General features: G+C 68.8%; 18 protein-coding genes and 1 pseudogene. 15 read left to right on the top strand and 4 right to left on the bottom strand.

Features of this window, described 5'->3' with window-relative positions; genetic code table 11:
- Nucleotides 1–3 precede the first annotated feature (3 nt).
- The 3 genes from H7J86_RS01230 to H7J86_RS01220 are packed head-to-tail and all read left to right on the top strand — an operon-like array spanning nt 4 to nt 4461.
- Nucleotides 4–2040 (top strand): bifunctional aldolase/short-chain dehydrogenase, encoded by a 2037-nt coding sequence (locus tag H7J86_RS01230; protein ID WP_267288856.1) that lies wholly within the window; start codon nt 4–6, stop codon nt 2038–2040.
- Complete coding sequence (locus H7J86_RS01225) at nt 2037–3452, top strand: rhamnulokinase (protein ID WP_267288854.1); 1416 nt, start codon at nt 2037–2039, stop codon at nt 3450–3452. The genes H7J86_RS01230 and H7J86_RS01225 overlap by 4 nt, the downstream gene beginning before the upstream one ends.
- 16 nt (nt 3453–3468) lie before the next feature.
- On the top strand, nt 3469–4461 hold the full coding sequence (locus H7J86_RS01220; RefSeq protein WP_267288852.1) for a LacI family DNA-binding transcriptional regulator: 993 nt from the start codon (nt 3469–3471) through the stop codon (nt 4459–4461).
- 4 nt (nt 4462–4465) lie between these two features.
- Here H7J86_RS01220 and H7J86_RS01215 read toward each other — a convergent pair whose 3' ends face one another.
- Genes H7J86_RS01215 through H7J86_RS01200 form a run of 4 tightly spaced genes read right to left on the bottom strand, consistent with a single transcriptional unit; the run spans nt 4466 to nt 7700 of the window.
- Nucleotides 4466–4855, bottom strand: a complete 390-nt coding sequence (locus H7J86_RS01215; RefSeq protein WP_090364554.1) for a hypothetical protein — start codon at nt 4853–4855, stop codon at nt 4466–4468.
- A 42-nt stretch (nt 4856–4897) separates the two neighbouring features.
- Complete coding sequence (locus H7J86_RS01210; protein ID WP_267288850.1) at nt 4898–5512, bottom strand: LutC/YkgG family protein; 615 nt, start codon at nt 5510–5512, stop codon at nt 4898–4900.
- A complete protein-coding gene (locus H7J86_RS01205; RefSeq protein WP_267288848.1) occupies nt 5509–6969 on the bottom strand; it encodes a LutB/LldF family L-lactate oxidation iron-sulfur protein in 1461 nt (486 codons plus the stop codon). Before H7J86_RS01205 ends, H7J86_RS01210 begins: the two co-directional genes overlap by 4 nt.
- Complete coding sequence (locus tag H7J86_RS01200) at nt 6966–7700, bottom strand: (Fe-S)-binding protein (RefSeq protein WP_267288846.1); 735 nt, start codon at nt 7698–7700, stop codon at nt 6966–6968. Before H7J86_RS01200 ends, H7J86_RS01205 begins: the two co-directional genes overlap by 4 nt.
- A gap of 265 nt (nt 7701–7965) precedes the next feature.
- Here H7J86_RS01200 and H7J86_RS01195 point away from each other — a divergent pair, with 265 nt between their 5' ends.
- From H7J86_RS01195 to H7J86_RS01140, 12 genes and pseudogenes are all read left to right on the top strand, one after another.
- A complete protein-coding gene (locus tag H7J86_RS01195) occupies nt 7966–8586 on the top strand; it encodes a PaaI family thioesterase (protein WP_372517201.1) in 621 nt (206 codons plus the stop codon).
- The gene (locus tag H7J86_RS01190; protein ID WP_187095286.1) at nt 8583–9002 is read left to right on the top strand and encodes a TIGR02611 family protein; all 420 of its coding nucleotides are present in this window, start codon (nt 8583–8585) and stop codon (nt 9000–9002) included. Before H7J86_RS01195 ends, H7J86_RS01190 begins: the two co-directional genes overlap by 4 nt.
- 55 nt (nt 9003–9057) lie before the next feature.
- Nucleotides 9058–11106 (top strand): threonine--tRNA ligase, encoded by a 2049-nt coding sequence (gene thrS / locus H7J86_RS01185; RefSeq protein ID WP_267288842.1) that lies wholly within the window; start codon nt 9058–9060, stop codon nt 11104–11106.
- Nucleotides 11103–11711, top strand: coding sequence for an ATP adenylyltransferase (locus tag H7J86_RS01180; RefSeq protein WP_267288840.1), 609 nt, complete (start codon nt 11103–11105; stop codon nt 11709–11711). Before thrS ends, H7J86_RS01180 begins: the two co-directional genes overlap by 4 nt.
- The gene (gene pgsA, locus H7J86_RS01175; protein WP_267288838.1) at nt 11708–12370 is read left to right on the top strand and encodes a phosphatidylinositol phosphate synthase; all 663 of its coding nucleotides are present in this window, start codon (nt 11708–11710) and stop codon (nt 12368–12370) included. The genes H7J86_RS01180 and pgsA overlap by 4 nt, the downstream gene beginning before the upstream one ends.
- 104 nt (nt 12371–12474) lie before the next feature.
- A complete protein-coding gene (locus H7J86_RS01170) occupies nt 12475–13386 on the top strand; it encodes a phosphatidylinositol mannoside acyltransferase (protein WP_372517203.1) in 912 nt (303 codons plus the stop codon).
- Nucleotides 13386–14510: a glycosyltransferase family 4 protein gene (locus H7J86_RS01165; RefSeq protein ID WP_267288904.1), complete on the top strand. Its 1125-nt coding sequence runs from the start codon at nt 13386–13388 to the stop codon at nt 14508–14510. The genes H7J86_RS01170 and H7J86_RS01165 overlap by 1 nt, the downstream gene beginning before the upstream one ends.
- A complete protein-coding gene (locus H7J86_RS01160; protein WP_090364571.1) occupies nt 14510–15544 on the top strand; it encodes an NUDIX hydrolase in 1035 nt (344 codons plus the stop codon). The genes H7J86_RS01165 and H7J86_RS01160 overlap by 1 nt, the downstream gene beginning before the upstream one ends.
- 67 nt (nt 15545–15611) lie before the next feature.
- On the top strand, nt 15612–16514 hold the full coding sequence (pdxS, locus tag H7J86_RS01155) for a pyridoxal 5'-phosphate synthase lyase subunit PdxS (protein WP_090364573.1): 903 nt from the start codon (nt 15612–15614) through the stop codon (nt 16512–16514).
- A gap of 9 nt (nt 16515–16523) precedes the next feature.
- The gene (tesB, locus tag H7J86_RS01150) at nt 16524–17369 is read left to right on the top strand and encodes an acyl-CoA thioesterase II (RefSeq protein ID WP_090364575.1); all 846 of its coding nucleotides are present in this window, start codon (nt 16524–16526) and stop codon (nt 17367–17369) included.
- Nucleotides 17366–17950 (top strand): pyridoxal 5'-phosphate synthase glutaminase subunit PdxT, encoded by a 585-nt coding sequence (gene pdxT / locus H7J86_RS01145; protein ID WP_167159064.1) that lies wholly within the window; start codon nt 17366–17368, stop codon nt 17948–17950. Before tesB ends, pdxT begins: the two co-directional genes overlap by 4 nt.
- A gap of 69 nt (nt 17951–18019) precedes the next feature.
- Nucleotides 18020–18360: pseudogene (locus H7J86_RS01140) on the top strand (mannosyltransferase); the annotation flags it as partial.

The raw sequence follows: 18360 nt of genomic DNA, 5'->3' as shown, positions 1-18360 counted from the left end.
GATATGACGGACACGACCGTTGCCGAGCTGATCGCCCGTTCCAACCGGCTGGGATCAGACCCGAAGAACACCAACTACGCCGGCGGTAACACCTCGGCCAAGGGCACCGCTATCGACCCTGTCACCGGAGCCCCGGTGGAACTGTTGTGGGTCAAGGGTTCCGGCGGCGACCTCGGCACCCTCACCGAGAACGGGTTGGCCGTGCTGCGGTTGGACCGGATGCGGGCGCTGGTGGACGTCTATCCCGGTGTCGACCGCGAGGACGAGATGGTCGCGGCGTTCGACTACTGCCTGCACGGGCGTGGCGGGGCAGCCCCGTCCATCGACACCGCCATGCATGGCCTCGTCGAGGCCGACCACGTCGACCACCTGCACCCCGACTCCGGGATCGCCCTGGCCACCGCCGCCGAAGGGGAGGCCCTGACCAAGCAGATCTTCGGTGACCGGGTGGTGTGGGTGCCGTGGCGCCGTCCCGGGTTCCAGCTCGGGCTGGACATCGCCGAGATCAAGAAGCGCAACCCGCAGGCCATCGGCACCATCCTGGGCGGGCACGGCATCACCGCCTGGGGTGCGACATCGGCGCAGGCGCAGGCGCATTCGCTGGAGATCATCGAGACCGCCGAACGTTACATCGCCGAGAACGGCCGGTCCGCGCCGTTCGGCCCGGAGTTGCCGGGCTTCGGTGCCCTGCCCAGCGACGAGCGTCGGGCCAGGGCGGTCGCCTTGGCCCCGTTCCTGCGCCGGCTGGCGTCCACCGATCGAGCCCAGGTCGGGCACTTCACCGATGACCCGCGGGTGCTTGAATTCCTTGCCGGTGAAGAACATCCGCGACTGGCCGCTCTGGGCACCAGCTGTCCGGACCACTTCCTGCGCACCAAGGTCAAACCCCTGGTGCTGGACCTGCCCACCGATACGCCCCTGCAGGATTGCAAGGCCCGGCTGGCCGAGTTGCACGAAACCTATCGCGCCGAGTACCGGGCCTACTACGAGCGGCACGCCGGCCCGGACAGCCCCGCGATGCGCGGTGCCGATCCGGCCATCGTGCTGATCCCCGGGGTGGGCATGTTCAGCTACGGCAAGGACAAGCAGACCGCCCGAGTGGCCGGCGAGTTCTATCTCAACGCAATCAACGTGATGCGCGGCGCCGAGGCGATCTCCAGCTACGCGCCCATCGACGAGTCGGAGAAGTTCCGCATCGAATACTGGGCGCTGGAGGAGGCCAAGCTGGCCCGGATGCCCCGGCCCAAGCCGCTGGCCACCCGCATCGCGCTGGTCACCGGAGCGGCCTCGGGTATCGGCAAGGCCATCGCCACCCGGCTCGCAGCCGAGGGGGCCTGCGTGGTGATCGCCGATCTGGATGCGGACAAGGCCGAGGCCGCCGCGGCGGAGCTCGGTGGTGCCGACGTGGCGATCGGGATCGCGGCCGATGTCACCGACGAGGCCGCCGTGCAGGCGGCCGTCGACGCCACGGTACTGGCGTTCGGCGGTATCGACCTCGTCGTCAACAATGCCGGGCTGTCGCTGTCCAAATCGCTGTTGGACACCACCGTCGCCGACTGGGATCTGCAGCACAACGTCATGGCCCGCGGGTCGTTCCTGGTGTCGCGCGCCGCGGCGCGCGCCCTGATCGAGCAGAAGCTCGGCGGTGACATCATCTACATCTCGTCGAAGAACTCGGTGTTCGCCGGGCCCAACAACATCGCGTACTCGGCGACCAAGGCCGACCAGGCACACCAGGTGCGCCTGCTGGCCGCCGAACTCGGCGAGCACGGCGTCAAGGTCAACGGCATCAACCCCGACGGTGTGGTGCGCGGGTCGGGCATCTTCGCCGGGGGCTGGGGTGCCAAACGCGCCGCGGTGTATGGGGTTCCGGAAGAGGAGCTGGGTGCTTACTACGCCCAGCGCACCCTGCTCAAGCGGGAAGTGTTGCCGGAGAACATCGCCAATGCGGCGTTCGCGCTGTGCACATCGGACTTCTCGCACACCACCGGCCTGCATGTGCCCGTCGACGCCGGTGTGGCCGCGGCGTTTCTGCGATGAGTGTGCAGGTCGCGGCGGTCGATCTCGGCGCCACCAGCGGCCGGGTGATCGTTGCGGACCTGGACCGGCTTCAGATGCGCACGGTGGCCCGGTTCGCCAACGACCCGGTGACCATCTGGAACGGCGAGCGCCACGCCTTGCACTGGGATCTACCCGGACTCTATGGTCACGTGCTGGACGGTTTGGCCCGCGCTGGGCACGAATCCGACCGGCTGGCCGGCATCGGGGTGGACTCGTGGGCGGTGGACTACGGACTGCTGCGCGACGGCCGACTGCTGTCAGTACCGCACCACTACCGCGATACCCGCACGGAGCGGGGTGTCGCGCTGGTACATGCGCAGATCGAGCGTTCGGAGTTGTACGCCCGCAACGGTTTACAGTTCCTGCCCTTCAACACGGTGTACCAGCTGGCGGTGGAGTCGCTGCTGGACCAGGCCGACACCGTGCTGCTGATCCCCGACCTGGTGACCTACTGGCTCACCGGGCACCGGGTGGCCGAACGCACCAACGCGTCGACCACCGGGCTGCTGGGCCTCGACGGCGGCTGGGACACCGGGCTGATGACGCGGCTCGGGTTGTCGCCCAGCCTGTTTCCTGACGTGGTCGATGCGGGGTCATCCCGCGGCCGAGTGCTACCGGGACTCGGTTTCGATGCCGACGTGGTGTCGGTGGCCTCCCATGACACCGCGTCGGCGGTCGCCGCGATCCCGATGGATGCATCAGAGTCCGCGTACATCTCCTGTGGCACCTGGGGTCTGGTCGGGCTGGAGCTGTCAGAGCCCGTGGTCACCGAGGCCGGCCGCGCCGCCAACTTCACCAACGAGGCGGGTGCGGACGGCAGGAACCGGTTCCTGCACAACGTGATGGGACTGTGGCTGCTGACCGAGACGGTGCGACAGTACGGACGCGACGGTCAGGGTGCCGACCTGGCGACGCTGTTGGCCGCCGCCGCGCAGGCCCCGGCGCCCACGCAGGTGTTCGACACCAACGATCCGCGGTTCCTGCCGCCGGGCGATATGCCGGCCCGCATCGCCGACTGGTACCGCGAGCGGGGTCTGCGGGTGCCGGACGGCCCCGCCGGCACGGTGCGCGCGATTCTCGAAAGCCTGGCGGCTGCCTTCGCTTCCGCGGTGCGCGCGGCAGGGCAACTGGCCGGCGTCGACGTGCGCACCGTGCATATCGTCGGTGGCGGGTCGCAGAACGACCTGCTGTGCCAGCTCACCGCCGACCGGTTGGGCCTGCCGCTGCTGGCCGGTCCGGTCGAGGCGACCGCACTCGGGAACATTCTGCTCACCGCACGGTCGCAGGGGCTGGTCAGCGGCGATCTCGACGAGTTGAGGCGGCGGGTCGCGGAGTGGCTTCCGCCGCGCCGGTATGTCCCGCGCACCGATCTGGCCGCCGTGATGGTGTGATGTCCTGGTGGTGAGCATGCGGGAAGTCGCTGCCGCGGCCTCGGTGTCGGTCGGCACGGTCTCCAACGTGCTCAATGCCCCGGACAAGGTGGCCCCCGCGACCGTGGCGCGCGTGCAGGCGGCGATCGACTACCTCGGATTCGTGCGCAACGACGCGGCGCGACAACTCAAGGCCGGCCGGTCCCGCAGCATCGGGTTGGTGGTGCTCGACATCGGCAACCCGTTCTTCACCGATATCGCCAGAGCGGCTGAGCGCCGCGCGGGTGAACACAATCTCACAGTGCTCCTGGGCACCTCCGACGACGATGACGGCCGGGAACGCGCCTATATCGATGCCTTCGACGAACAGCGGGTGTACGGACTGCTGGTGTCGCCGGTCGGTGAGGATCTGCGCCGCGTGACCGCGCTGCACGAGCGGGGCACCCCGGTGGTGCTCGTCGACCGAGACGGCAGCGGAACGCCGTTCGATTCGGTCGCGGTCGACGATGTGGCCGGCGCTGCGCTGGCGGTGGCCCACCTGTGCGCGACGGGCCGGCGCCGGATCGCCTTCGTGGGGGGCCCGGCCACGCTGCGCCAGATCCGCGACCGTCGGCTGGGCGCGGCCAAGGCGGTGGCGGAAACCCCTGGGGCGCAACTGGAGAGCATCGACACTCCGGCCCTGAGTGTGCTGGCCGGGCGGGCGGTGGGGGAGCAGCTGCGGGAACGGCCGGCCGCCCGGCGTCCCGATGCGGTGTTCTGTGCCAACGATCTGGTGGCCATCGGTGTGCTGCAGGCGCTCACCCTGATGGGCGATCTCCGGGTGCCCGACGACATCGCCCTCGTCGGCTACGACGACATCGACTTCGCCGCCTCGGCGGTGGTGCCGCTGAGCTCCGTTCGGCAGCCCACCGCCGAGATCGGCGCCACGGCGGTGGACCTGTTGGTCGCCGCATCCGAGGGGAGTACCAGTCGGGAGCCCAAACATGTGGTGTTCCAACCGGAGTTGGTGATTCGGGCCTCTACGGCTTAGGGAGTCACCGCGGGCAGAACGGCCCGAGAATCTGCGCGCAGTTCTCGCGGGTGATCAGACCCGGCGGGGGCGGTGGTGGCGGCGGCGGTGGCGTATCGCCCTCGAAGATGTTCTGCGCCACATTGCCCTGCCCGTGGTACACGTACCAGTAGGTGTGGCAGATGTTGGCGTCCCAGACCACCGGGTTCACCCGGAGGTTGCCGGTCTGCACCGCAGGATCGCCCGGGCACCAGTGGCACGGTCCCTCCGGATGGTCGTTCGGGCAGCCCGGCCAGGCGTCCAGTGGCACCGGAGCAGCGGGCCGGGCCTCGGCGGTAGCCGCGGTCAGGCCCAGTCCGGCCGCGGCCATGCCGCCGGCGATCAAAGCAGTCGTCGCAATCCGGATCAGGTTCATGGCACGAGCATGCGGCCGACCACTTGGCGAAGTCTTGGAACGTCAGGACACGATCAGCACGTCCAGCGTGCGTGGTCCGTGCACACCTTCGACCCGCTGCAACTCGATATCGCTGGTGGCGCTCGGTCCCGAGATGAACGTCAACGGCCGGGTGGGGTCCAGCGCCGCGAACCCCTGCGGCACCGTGTCCACGATCTGGTCGGCTCGCACCACACAGATGTGGTGGTCGGGCACCAGTGTCAGCGCGCGCCGGCCCTGGGCGAACCCGGCGTCCAGCACGATGGTGCCGGTGGCGGCGATGCCCACCGCGCAGCCGGTCAGCACCGCATCGGCGCGGTCGAGGGTGTCGATATCGAGCGCAGGTGCGTCACCGACGGTCCGCACACCCGCCACCCATTCAGCGGGCAGATCGGCCGGGATCACGACCGTGGCGTCCGGCCCGACGAGTTCGGCCACGGTGGCAGAAATCTCGGAGACATCGGACACCACGTGCACCCGGGCCCGGTATTCGGCCACGGCCTCGGCGAAACGCTGCACATCGGCCGGACCGGTGAGCGGTTCACGCGCGTAATCACGCGGTACCACAACGGAATCCGGCGGGGCTGCGGCCAGCGCCGCCCGGATCCGGCCGAGCACGGCAGCTCGTGCGTCTGTCATGTGTCGCTCCCGTGGGTGCGTGCCCACCACTGCCGGAACGTCTCCTTCGGTGGCTCCGGGATATCCCGGCTTCCGGTCCACTTGGACGCCGGCCAGGGTAGCGCGCCGATGCGGTGATCCTTGCCTGCGATCAGCCGGCCCACCCCGAGTGCCTTCTCGGCCAGTGCGAAACGGCCGGGCGTGGACATGGCCCAGCCCGCGGCCTTCATGGCCAGATCCTGCCCGCCGGGTAGGCCCCCTCTTTCCTGATCCACCTGTTCGGCCCGCAGATGCACCAGGATGGACGGGATGTCGATCTTCACCGGGCAGGCCTCGAAGCAGGCGCCGCACAGTGAGGACGCGTACGGCAGGCTGGCGTTCGGGTCGTCGTGTCCGGTGGTCCCCGTCAGCTGCGGGGACAGGATGGCCCCGATCGGACCGGGGTACACCGATCCGTAGGCGTGCCCGCCGGTGCGCTCGTAGACGGGGCACACATTGAGGCAGGCGCTACACCGGATGCAGTGCAGCGCAGCACGTCCCACCTCGTCGGCGAGTACCCGGGTGCGGCCGTTGTCCAGCAGCACCAGATGGAATTGCTGTGGGCCGTCCCCGGGATGCACGCCGGTCCACATGGACGTGTAGGGGTTCATCCGCTCCGCGGTCGACGACCGGGGGAGCAGTTGCATGAACACTTCCAGGTCCGCGAAGGTGGGGATGATCTTCTCGATCCCCATCACGGTGATCAGGGTTTCGGGCAGGGTCAGGCACATCCGGCCGTTGCCCTCGGATTCCACCACCGCAAGCGTGCCCGTCTCGGCCACACCGAAATTCGCGCCACTGACGGCCACGCGGGCGGTGAGGAACTTGCGGCGCAGATGTGAGCGGGCGGCCATCGCGAGCACCCGAGGCTCGTCGGTCAGCTCGCCGGCGTCGGGCATCTCCCGGCTGAAGATCTCGCGGATCTCGGCGCGGTTGCGGTGGATGGCGGGTACCAGGATGTGGCTGGGCTTGTCGTGGCCGAGCTGGACGATGAGTTCGGCGAGGTCAGTCTCGAATGCGGCGATGCCCTCGGCCTCGAGGTGTTCGTTGAGTCCGATCTCCTGGGTGGCCATCGATTTGACCTTGACCACTTCATCGGAGCCGGTAGCCCGGATCAGTGCCGTGACGATCCGGTTGGCCTCGTCACCGTCGCGCGCCCAGTGCACCACTCCACCGCGTTCGGTGACGTTGCGCTCCAACTGTTCCAGCAGCTCGGGAAAGCGGGCCATGACGTCCTGCTTGAGGGCGCTGCCTGCGGCGCGCAACTGCTCCCAGTCTTCGCATTCGGCGACTGCGGCAAGGCGTTTGGCGCGGATGGTGTGTGTCGCGTGGCCGATGTTGCGGCGCAGCTGGGCGTTGCCCAGGGCCTCGCGGGCGGCATGCGGGAACGACACCTCGCCGCGCAGGTTGCCCACCCCGGGCGTGCCGAGGAAGGTCATCCCTGAGCCGCCAGGATCTCGGCCAGGTGCACGGTGCGCACACCGATCCGCAACCGGCTCAGCCCGCCGCCGATGTGCATGAGACACGACGAATCTCCGGCGCTGCACACCTCGGCGCCGGTGTCGAGGATGTTGGTCATCTTGTCGGCCAGCATCGCGGTGGAGGTGTCGGAATTCTTCAGGGCGAAGGTGCCGCCGAAACCGCAACACGAGTCGGCGGAGGGCAGTTCCACCAGGGTGAGGCCACGCACATTGCGCAGCAGACGCAACGGTTTGTCCCCGACGCCGAGCATGCGCAGGGAGTGGCACGTCGGGTGGTAGGTGACGTGGTGGGGGTAGTACGCGCCGACGTCATCCACCCCGAGGACGTCGACGAGGAACTCGGACAGCTCGTAGGTGCGGGCCGCGACGGCCTCGGCGCGGGCGGCCAGGGCGTCGTCGCCGGCGCGGCGGGCCACCATGGCGTGCTGATGGCGCACCGAGCCCACGCATGACCCCGACGGGGCGACGATGGCGTCGCAGCCGGCCGTCTCGAACACCTCGACATGATGACGCACCACGGCCGTGGCTTCCTTGAGATAGCCGGTGTTGATATGCATTTGGCCGCAACAGGTCTGGTCGGCAGGAAACGCCACTTCGTGGCCGAGCCGCTCCAGCAGCGCGACGGTGGCGATCGCAGCGGGCGGGAACAGGGCATCCGCCAAGCAGGTCGCGAACAGGGCGATTCGCATAGGTTCCTCACGTTACCGCCGGCGCTGCCGCTGTGGCGGGGATCGTGCCATCAATGATTGAAACGTTTCAATAGACCGTAGTGTGACGCCAGTCATAAGTCAACGTGCGCGGGTCTGGCAACCAATGCCTGTGCACCGGAACCCGTTTGGCCGCATGGGTTGCCGGCGGAGGATGGTGTCCGGCCGACGAGAGCAACCGTCGTGCAGCAACCGGCGCATCCGACCGGCGCACCCTGGGAACCGCCTGTGCAATAACGTGGCCGGTGTGGCGAACCCAGCAACGCACTCCGGCGGCGGTTTCAACCCGCCCGAACCCACCGACAAGGGCGGGCCGGACTATGGCCGGTTCATCGAAGCAGTGCGCACGCTGCAGGACCACGCCCGCGCCGCCGACGCTCCCGACGAGGTGATCGCCGAGGCCGCCGACCTTGTCGAGAAGGTGTCCGCGCTGCTGGCCCCCTACGAGGCCGACGAATGGAATTCGCCCTCCGGCCGGCGGCTAGATCTGCCCAACCGGGGCAACATCATGTCGGTGCCGGTGGACCTGGTCGTCACCGAGGAGGGGCGGATCGGCGGCACCGCCCGGTTCCGGCGCTATCACCTCGGCCGCAACGGAGCCGTGCACGGCGGCGTCCTCGGGCTGCTGTTCGACTCGCTGCTCGGCTTCACCACCGCCAAACTCACCAAGAGCCCGTATCAGCGCACCGCGCACCTGGGCATCGACTACCGCAAGATCGTGCCGATCGAGAGGGAACTACAGGTGGACGCCGGGATCGACCGGATCGACGGGCGCAAGCTCTTCGTCAGCGGCCGGCTGCTCGACGGTGACGAGGTGCTCACCGAGGGCGAGGCCCTGTTCATCCGGCTCAAGCCGGGGCAGCCGTGAGCTTCTCCGATATCAAGCGGCGCTGGGCACGCGGGCGCGACCGGCTGCGGGAACGTCCCGTCGCCGACTTCGTCTACCGGGTCGTGGTCGCGGTGGTCGGGACCGTGGTGCTGGCCGTCGGGATCGTCGCCATCCCGTACCCCGGTCCGGGATGGGCGATCGTCTTCCTCGGCCTGGCGATCCTGGCCACCGAGTTCCGGGCGGCGCAGGTGGCGCTGCACTGGGTGAAGTTGCGTTACGAGGCGGTGATGGCGTGGTTCGCCCGTCAGCACATCGCCGTGAAGGCTCTCAGCGCGGCCTTCACCGGCCTGGTGGTGGTGGCCAGTCTGTGGGGTCTGGGCGCGCTTTACTGGGCCGGCGGTCTGATCGGCTTCGAACCGGCCTGGCTGCAGAGCCCGATCGGTATCGGATCCTAGGAACCCGCCCCGATAGCATGGTCGCGACCGCACTCGACCAGTAGGAGAAGTCCCGATGACTGCCGCCGCCAGCACCGCCCCCGCAGCCCCGATCCGGGTCGCTGCCGGGACCACCGCTGGGGCGGCCGTCCGCGCCGCCGGTCTTCCCGAACGCGGCGCCTCCGACGCCATCGTGGTCGTCCGCGATGCCGACGGCCGGTTGCGCGACCTGTCCTGGACGCCGGACACCGATGTCGAGGTGGTGCCGGTGGCCGCCGATACCGAGGACGGGCGCAGCGTCATCCGGCACTCGGCGGCGCATGTGCTCGCCCAGGCCGTCCAGGAGCTCTTCCCGCAGGCCAAGCTGGGTATCGGCCCGCCGATCACCGACGGCTTCTACTACGACTTCGACGTCGCCGAGCCCTTCACCCCGGAGGACCTGGCGAAGCTGGAGAAGCGGATGGCCAAGATCGTCAAGGACGGTCAGCTGTTCTCCCGCCGGGTGTACGAGTCCAAGGACCAGGCCCGCGAGGAACTCGCGAATGAGCCGTACAAGCTGGAACTCGTCGACGACAAATCCGGTGACCCGGATGTGATGGAAGTCGGTGGTGACGAGCTGACCGCCTACGACAATCTCAACGCCCGCACCAAGGAACGCATCTGGGGTGACCTGTGCCGCGGCCCGCACATCCCCACCACGAAGTACATCCCGGCGTTCAAGCTGACCCGCAGCAGCGCCGCCTACTGGCGCGGCAACCAGAACAACGCCAGCCTGCAGCGCGTGTACGGCACCGCATGGGAGTCGCAGGAGGCGCTCGACCGGCACCTCGAGCTGATCGAGGAGGCGCAGCGCCGCGACCACCGCAAGCTCGGGGTGGAGCTCGACCTGTTCAGCTTCCCCGACGAGCTCGGGTCCGGGTTGCCGGTGTTCCACCCCAAGGGCGGGATCATCCGCAAGGAGTTGGAGGACTACTCGCGGCGCAAGCACGAGCAGGCCGGGTACCAATTCGTCAACACCCCGCACATCACCAAGGAGAACCTGTACATCACGTCGGGTCACCTGGAGTGGTACGCCGACGGCATGTTCCCGCCGATGCAGATCGATGCCGAGTTCAACGAGGACGGCACCGTGCGCAAGCCCGGCCAGGACTACTACCTGAAGCCGATGAACTGCCCGATGCACCACCTGATCTACCGCTCGCGTGGCCGGTCCTATCGCGAATTGCCCTTGCGGCTCTTCGAATTCGGCTCGGTGTACCGGTACGAGAAGTCCGGTGTCATCCACGGCCTGACCCGGGTGCGCGGTATGACGCAGGACGACGCGCACATCTACACCACCCGCGAGCAGATGCGCGATGAACTGACCTCGCTGCTCGGTTTCGTGCTCGACCTGCTGTCGGACTACGGCCTCGACGATTTCTATCTGGAGCTGTCCACCCGCGACCCGGAGAAGTCCGTCGGCTCCGACGAGCTCTGGGAGGAGGCGACCGCCACGCTGCGTGAGGTGGCCGAGGCGTCCGGGCTGGATCTGGTGCCCGATCCCGGTGGCGCCGCGTTCTACGGCCCGAAGATCTCGGTGCAGGTCAAGGACGCGCTGGGCCGGCACTGGCAGATGTCGACCATCCAGCTCGACTTCAACATGCCCGACCGCTTCGAGTTGGAGTACACCTCCGCGGACGGCAGCCGGCAGCGGCCGGTGCTGATCCACCGGGCCCTGTTCGGGTCGATCGAGCGGTTCTTCGGGGTGCTCACCGAGCACTACGCGGGCGCGTTCCCGGTCTGGCTCGCGCCGGTACAGGCGGTCGGGGTGCCCGTCGCGGACAAGCACATCCCGTACCTGGAAGCGCTTGCGGCAGAACTCAAATCGCACGGCGTCCGGGTCGAGGTGGATGCCAGTGACGACCGGATGGCCAAGAAGATCGTCAACCACACCAACCAGCGGGTGCCGTTCATGCTGCTGGCCGGGGACACCGATGTGGAGGCGGACGCGGTGTCCTTCAGGTTCGGCGACCGCAGCCAGCTCAACGGGGTACCCCGGGAGGCGGCCGTGGCGGCGATCGTGGACTGGATCGCCCGGCGGGAGAACGCGACTCCCGACGCCGATCTGTTCAAGGTGGACTCGTGACCGACGGCATCGTCGACCGGGGTGTCGGCGATCCCGACCATCTGCAGCGGCTGTGGACCCCGCACCGGATGAGCTACATCGCCGAATCCCCGTTGAAGAAGGGGGCCGGTTCGGCGCTGTCGACGGAACCGTTCACCGATATCCCGCAGATGTCCGACGAGGACGGCCTGATGGTCGCGCGCGGCAAGCTGGTGTACGCCGTGCTCAACCTGTACCCGTACAACCCCGGCCACCTCATGGTGGTGCCCTACCGGCGGGTGTCCGAACTGGAGGACCTCACCGCGGAGGAGAGCGCCGAGCTGATGGCGTTCACGCAGAACGCGATTCGGGTCATCAAGGCGGTCTCCCGCCCGCACGGGTTCAACGTGGGACTCAACCTCGGGACATCGGCGGGCGGATCGCTCGCCGAGCATCTGCATATGCACGTCGTGCCGCGGTGGGGTGGTGATGCCAACTTCATCACGATCATCGGCGACTCCAAGGTGATCCCGCAGTTGCTGCGCGACACGCGCCAGTTGCTGGCCGCGGAATGGGCGGCGCAGGACGGGGCGAGCGAAGCGACGGGGGATCAGGCCGGGGCGACGACGGGGCAGCCGGGCACATGAGCGACTTCTACCTGATGACCCGGGCGGCTTACACCAAGCTGTCCCAACCGGTCGCCAGGGCGGCGCTGCGCGTCGGCTTCACCCCGGACAGCATCACCGTTCTCGGCACCGCCGGATCGGTGCTGGCGGCGTTGATCCTGTACCCGGTCGGCCAGCTGTGGTGGGGCTCGGTGGCGGTCTTCTTCTTCGTGCTGGCCGATATGCTCGACGGCGCCATGGCCAGGGAGCGCGGTGGCGGTACCCGGTTCGGCGCGGTGCTCGATGCCACGTGTGACCGGATCGCCGACGGCGCGGTGTTCTGCGGCCTGGCCTGGTGGATCGCGTTCGGGATGCACAACGCTCAGCTGTTGGTGGCCACGCTGGTCTGCCTGGTCACCTCGCAGGTCATCTCGTACATCAAGGCCCGCGCCGAAGCCAGTGGCCTGCGGGGCGACGGCGGCATCATCGAACGGCCCGAGCGGCTGGTCATCGTGCTGGCCGGCGCCGGCCTGTCGGGGCTGTTCGGCCTCCCGCTGATCCTGGACGTCGCGATGTGGGGGCTGGCGGTGGCCAGCGTGGTGACCGTCGCCCAGCGGCTGCACGCGGTGCGGACCTCGCCGGGGGCCATGGACGCCATGCCGGCCGCCGAGACCGCGCCGCCGGTGGGAGATGAGCAGTGAGCACACCGTCGGCAGGTCTGCCGCGGGTCCGCGGATTGCGCGTGCCACTGGGCGGCGAGCTGACCGATCTGGGCTACGCGGCGGGCTGGCGGCTGGTGCGCGCGATGCCGGAGTTCGCCGCCCGCAACATGTTCGACGCGGGCGCGCGGTACGCCGCCCGCGGTGGCGGACCCGAGCAGTTGCGCAAGAACCTGGCCCGGGTCGTGGGCGTGCCGCCTGCGGCGGTGCCCGCCGACCTGGTCCGGGCGTCGCTGGCGTCCTACGCGCGGTACTGGCGGGAGGCCTTCCGGCTACCGTCGATGGACCACGAGAAGCTCGCGGACCGGTTGCGGGCCTTGGCCTTCGGCGAAGAGAACGTCGTCGACGCGCTGGCCGCCGGCCGCGGTGCGATCCTGGCGCTGCCGCACAGCGGCAACTGGGATATGGCGGGGGTGTGGCTGACCAACACCCACGGCAAGTTCGCCACCGTGGCCGAACGACTCAAGCCGGAGTCGTTGTACCAGCGGTTCGTCGACTACCGCGAGAGCCTCGGCTTCGAGGTGCTGCCCCTGACCGGCGGGGCCCGCCCGCCTTCGGAGGTGCTCGCCGACCGGCTGCGCGGCAACGGTCTGGTGTGTCTGATGTCGGATCGAGATCTGACCCGCTCCGGGGTGCAGGTCGATCTGTTCGGTGAGCCCACCCGGCTGCCCGGCGGTCCGGCGCGACTGGCGCTGGAGACCGGTGCGGCGTTGCTGCCCACCTACTGCTGGTACGAAGGCGACAGCGCGGCCATCCGTATCCATCCACCCCTGGACACGTCCTCCGGTGACGTGCAGGTGATCACCCAGGCCCTGGCCGACCAGTTCACCGTCGATATCGCCACCCATCCCGCAGACTGGCACATGCTGCAGCCGCAGTGGCTGGCCGACCTGTCGGACGAGCGTCGCGCGCGGCTCGGCGGGCTGGAGCGCAGCGACCCGGGGTCTGAGCTCGGCGGGCTGGAGCGCAGCGACCCGGGGCCAGACGTGGGGCAATGATGCGCATCGGGATGGTGTGCCCCTACTCCTTCGACGTACCCGGCGGGGTGCAGGCCCATGTCCTGCAACTGGCCGAGGTGTACCAGGCGCAGGGCCATCACGTGAGTGTGCTGGCGCCGTCAAGCCCACACGTCGCGGTGCCGGACTACGTGGTGTCGGGCGGCAAGGCCGTGCCGATCCCGTACAACGGCTCGGTGGCCCGGCTGCGGTTCGGGCCGGCCACCCACCGCACCGTCAAGAAATGGCTCGGTCAGGGTGATTTCGACGTGCTGCATCTGCACGAGCCCAACGCGCCCAGCCTGTCGATGCTGGCGCTGATGATCGCCGAGGGGCCGATCGTCGCGACGTTCCACACCTCGACGACGAAATCGTTGACGCTCAGTGTGTTTCAGGGACTTCTGCGGCCGTGGCACGAGAAGATCGTCGGCCGCATCGCCGTGTCGGATCTGGCCCGCCGCTGGCAGATGGAGGCGCTCGGTTCGGATGCCGTCGAAATCCCGAACGGGGTGACGGTGTCGGCGTTCTCGGACGCACCGCTGCTGGAGGGTTACCCGCGGCCGGGCCGGTGTGTGCTGTTCCTCGGCCGCTTCGACGAACCGCGTAAGGGTATGGCGGTGCTGCTGGCGGCGCTGCCCCGGCTGGCGGCGGCCTTTCCCGATGTCGAGGTGCTGGTGGTGGGCCGCGGCGACGAGCAGGCACTGGCCGCCGAAGCCGGCGAACTGGCCTCTCATCTGCGATTCCTGGGCCAGGCCGACGATGCCACCAAAGCCTCGGCGCTGCGCAGCGCCGACGTGTACTGCGCACCCAACACCGGCGGCGAGAGCTTCGGGATCGTGCTGGTGGAGGCGATGGCCGCGGGAACGGCGGTGGTCGCCAGCGATCTGGATGCGTTCCGCCGGGTGCTCGACAACGGCGCGGCCGGGCGGCTGGTGGCCGTCGACGACCCCGCCGCGCTGGGCGATGCGCTGGTCGAGGTGCTCGGGGATGACGCGCTGCGCCGGCGTTACGTGGACACCGCCACCGTCGCGGTGCAGCGGTACGACTGGTCGGTGGTGGCCGCCGACATCATGAGGGTCTACGAGACCGTGGCGATGGCGGGGGTCAAGGTCCGGGTGACCGACTAGTGCTTGCCCTGTTGATCGTCCTCGGGGTGCTGATCGGCGCCGCCGTCCTGTTGACCGGGTCGTGGGCCTACCTGACCGCCAACCGACTGGACCGCCTGCACGTGCGGTACGACCTGTCCTGGCAGGCGCTCGACGCCGCGCTGGCCCGCCGCGCGGTCGTGGCCAGAGCTGTCGCCGTGGACGCGTACGGACGGGCGCCCGAGGGGCAGCGGCTCGCCGCGTTGGCCGATGCCGCCGAACGCGCGCCCCGCACGTCGCGCGAGGCCGCCGAGAACGAACTGTCGGCGGCGTTGGAGGCTGTCGCTCCGTCGGCGCTGCCGGTGGCGCTGGTCGCCGAGCTCGCCGATGCCGAGGCGCGCGTATTGCTCGCCCGCCGGTTCCACAACGACGCCGTCCGCGACACCCTGGCGCTGCGGGATCGCCCGATGGTGCGCTTGCTTCACCTGGGTGGGACGGCGGCGCTGCCCAGCTACTTCGAGATCGCCGAGCGCGCAGGGCCGGCGGCGCGCGATGTCGGGCTGGTCAGCCGGCGGATCTCGGCCCGTGTCGTGCTGCTCGACGAGGCCGGCCGGGTGCTGCTGTTCCGCGGATCGGACCCGGCCCGTGACGGCGAGGATGTGCGGTTCTGGTGGTTCACCATCGGTGGTGCGGTGGAGCCCGGCGAAGAGCTCGCCGAGACGGCGGTGCGCGAGCTGGCCGAGGAGACCGGTCTGCAGGTGACCGCCGCCGAGCTGGTCGGCCCGGTGTGGCGCCGCGACGCCATCATCGACTTCAACGGGGCCGTGGTGCGCAGCGAAGAGCTGTACTTCCTGCACCGGACCCGCCGCTTCGAACCGGGCGCGAGCGGTCGCACACCGCTGGAACGGCGCTACATTCACGGGCACTCCTGGTGCGATGAGACAATGATCGCCGAGCTGGTCGCCGAGGGGGAGTCCGTGTATCCGCTGCAGCTCGGTGAGCTTCTGGCCCAGGCCGGTGAGCTCGCGGATGTGCGCGGCGCGGGACCGGGTACGCAGCCTCAACAGATTCGTTGAGCCTGCGGATCCAATTGATTTGGCACCACCTTTAGACTGAATCAGTAGTGAACTGGAGGAGATAGCGATGAATACCGCAGCGAATGGCAACCAGACCGGCACAGCCCGGGTGAAGCGCGGTATGGCCGAGATGCTCAAGGGTGGCGTCATCATGGACGTGGTCACCCCTGAGCAGGCCCGGATCGCCGAGGCGGCCGGTGCGGTCGCGGTGATGGCGCTGGAGCGCGTCCCGGCCGATATCCGCGCCCAGGGCGGGGTGTCGCGGATGAGCGATCCCGACATGATCGAGGGCATCATCGATGCGGTCACCATCCCGGTGATGGCCAAGGCGCGGATCGGGCATTTCGTGGAGGCCCAGATCCTGCAGGCCCTCGGGGTGGACTACATCGACGAGTCCGAGGTGCTCACCCCCGCCGACTACGCGAACCACATCGACAAGTGGCGCTTCACCGTGCCCTTCGTGTGTGGCGCCACCAATCTGGGCGAGGCCCTGCGCCGGATCACCGAAGGCGCGGCGATGATCCGCTCCAAGGGCGAAGCCGGCACCGGTGACGTGTCGAATGCCACCACGCACATGCGCACCATCGGTGGCGAGATCCGCCGGTTGACCTCGCTGAGCGAGGACGAGTTGTTCGTCGCGGCAAAGGAACTGCAGGCGCCGTATGACCTGGTGGTCGAGGTGGCCCGGGCCGGCAAGCTGCCGGTGACGATGTTCACCGCCGGCGGTATCGCCACCCCGGCCGATGCTGCGATGATGATGCAGCTCGGTGCCGAGGGTGTGTTCGTGGGCTCGGGCATCTTCAAGTCCGGCGACCCTGCCGCCCGCGCCGCGGCCATCGTGAAGGCCACCACCTTCTACGACGATCCCGATGTGCTGGCCAAGGTCTCCCGTGGGCTCGGCGAGGCGATGGTCGGCATCAACGTCGACGACATCCCGGTGCCGCACCGGCTCGCCGAACGCGGCTGGTAAACACAACCTGTGGCGATTGAAGAGATCCTCGACCTGGAACAGCTCGAGGTCAACATCTATCGCGGTGGGGTGTTCAGTCCGGAGTCGGGCTTCCTGCAGCGCACGTTCGGGGGGCATGTCGCCGGCCAGTCGCTGGTGTCCGCCGTCCGCACCGTGGATCCGAAATTCCAGGTGCACTCGCTGCACGGGTATTTTCTGCGGCCCGGTGACGCCCGCGCGCCGTCGGTGTACCTGGTGGAGCGGTTGCGCGACGGCGGATCGTTCTGCACCCGGCGGGTGAGCGCCATCCAGCACGGTCAGACCATCTTCAGCATGTCCGCGTCGTTCCAGGCCGACCAGAGCGGTATCGAGCATCAGGATGAGATGCCCGCCGCACCCGGTCCCGAGGACCTGCCCGGATTCCGGTCCGGGGGAGCCTTCGACGACGCGGGGTTCGCCCAGTTCGCCGAGTGGGATGTGCGCATCGTGCCGCGCTCGCAGGTGGTGAAGGTGCCGGGCAAGGCCTCCCAGCAGCAGGTGTGGTTCCGCCACCGCGATCCGTTGCCCGACGACTCGGTGCTGCACATCTGCGCGCTGGCCTATCTGAGCGACCTGACGCTGCTCGGTTCGGCGCAGGTGAACCACCCGGACGAGCGTAAGCACCTGAACATCGCGTCACTGGATCACGCGATGTGGTTCATGCGGCCGTTCCGCGCCGACGAATGGTTGCTCTACGACCAGTCCTCGCCGTCGGCGTGCGGTGGCCGGGCGCTGACCCAGGGCAAGCTGTTCAACCAGTACGGGGAGATGGTCGCCGCCGTCATGCAAGAGGGGCTGACCCGCTACCAGCGGGACTTCACCCCGCCCGCGAAGTGAGTGTCCGGGTCGGGGTGCTCGCCCTGCAGGGCGACACCCGTGAGCATCTGGGCGCGCTGCGCGAAGCGGGTGCCGAAGCGCTGACGGTGCGTCGGCTGGCGGAGCTGGAATCCGTGGACGCGCTGGTGATCCCGGGTGGTGAGTCCACCGCGATCAGCCATCTGCTGCGCGAATTCGACCTGCTGGAGCCGTTGCGCTCGCGGCTGGCTGACGGGATGCCCGCGTACGGGTCGTGCGCCGGAATGATCCTGCTGGCCACCGAGATCCTGGATGCCGGCGTCGAGGGGCGGCGGGCCGAGCCGCTACGAGGCATCGATATGTCGGTGCGGCGCAATGCTTTCGGACGTCAAGTGGACTCCTTCGAGGAGGACATCGCATTCGAGGGTCTGGATACCGGCGTGCACGCGGTGTTCATCCGGGCGCCGTGGGTGGAGCGAGTGGGCCCCGGTGTCGAGGTGCTGGCACGCGCCGGCGGGCATCCGGTGGCGGTACGGCAGGGCCGGATGCTGGCGACGGCGTTTCACCCCGAGGTGACCGGTGACCGTCGGGTGCACAAGCTCTTCGTCGACTCGCTTGGGTGAACGTTCGCCCAACGCCGGCATGGAGTTTGCTGTCACAGCGGAGCCCGGTGGCACGCACAGCTTGTTCACATGTCACGCGTCCTCAATGGCTATGTGACAGCGACGACCCATGAGACGGCGACGACCCACAAGACGGCGACGTTCTTCGTACCGCCGACCCACACCGGACCGCAGCTGCCGCAGCCGGGCGATCTGCAACGCTGGGCGCTGCCGCTGCTGCTGATCGGCACCGCCGTGCTCTATCTGTGGAATATCACCGTCAACGGGATGGGCAATCAGTTCTATGCTGCGGCGGCGCAGGCCGGGTCGGTGAACTGGGAGGCGTTGTTGTTCGGGTCGTTGGATCCGCGCAATTTCATCACGGTGGACAAGCCGCCGGTGTCGCAGTGGGTGATGGGTCTGTCGGGTCA

The sequence above is a fragment of the Mycobacterium hackensackense genome (assembly GCF_025822555.1).
GTDB lineage: Bacteria > Actinomycetota > Actinomycetes > Mycobacteriales > Mycobacteriaceae > Mycobacterium > Mycobacterium fluoranthenivorans.
The sequence above is the reverse complement of the archived record's forward strand: the minus strand, read 5'-3'. Positions and strand labels throughout refer to the sequence as shown.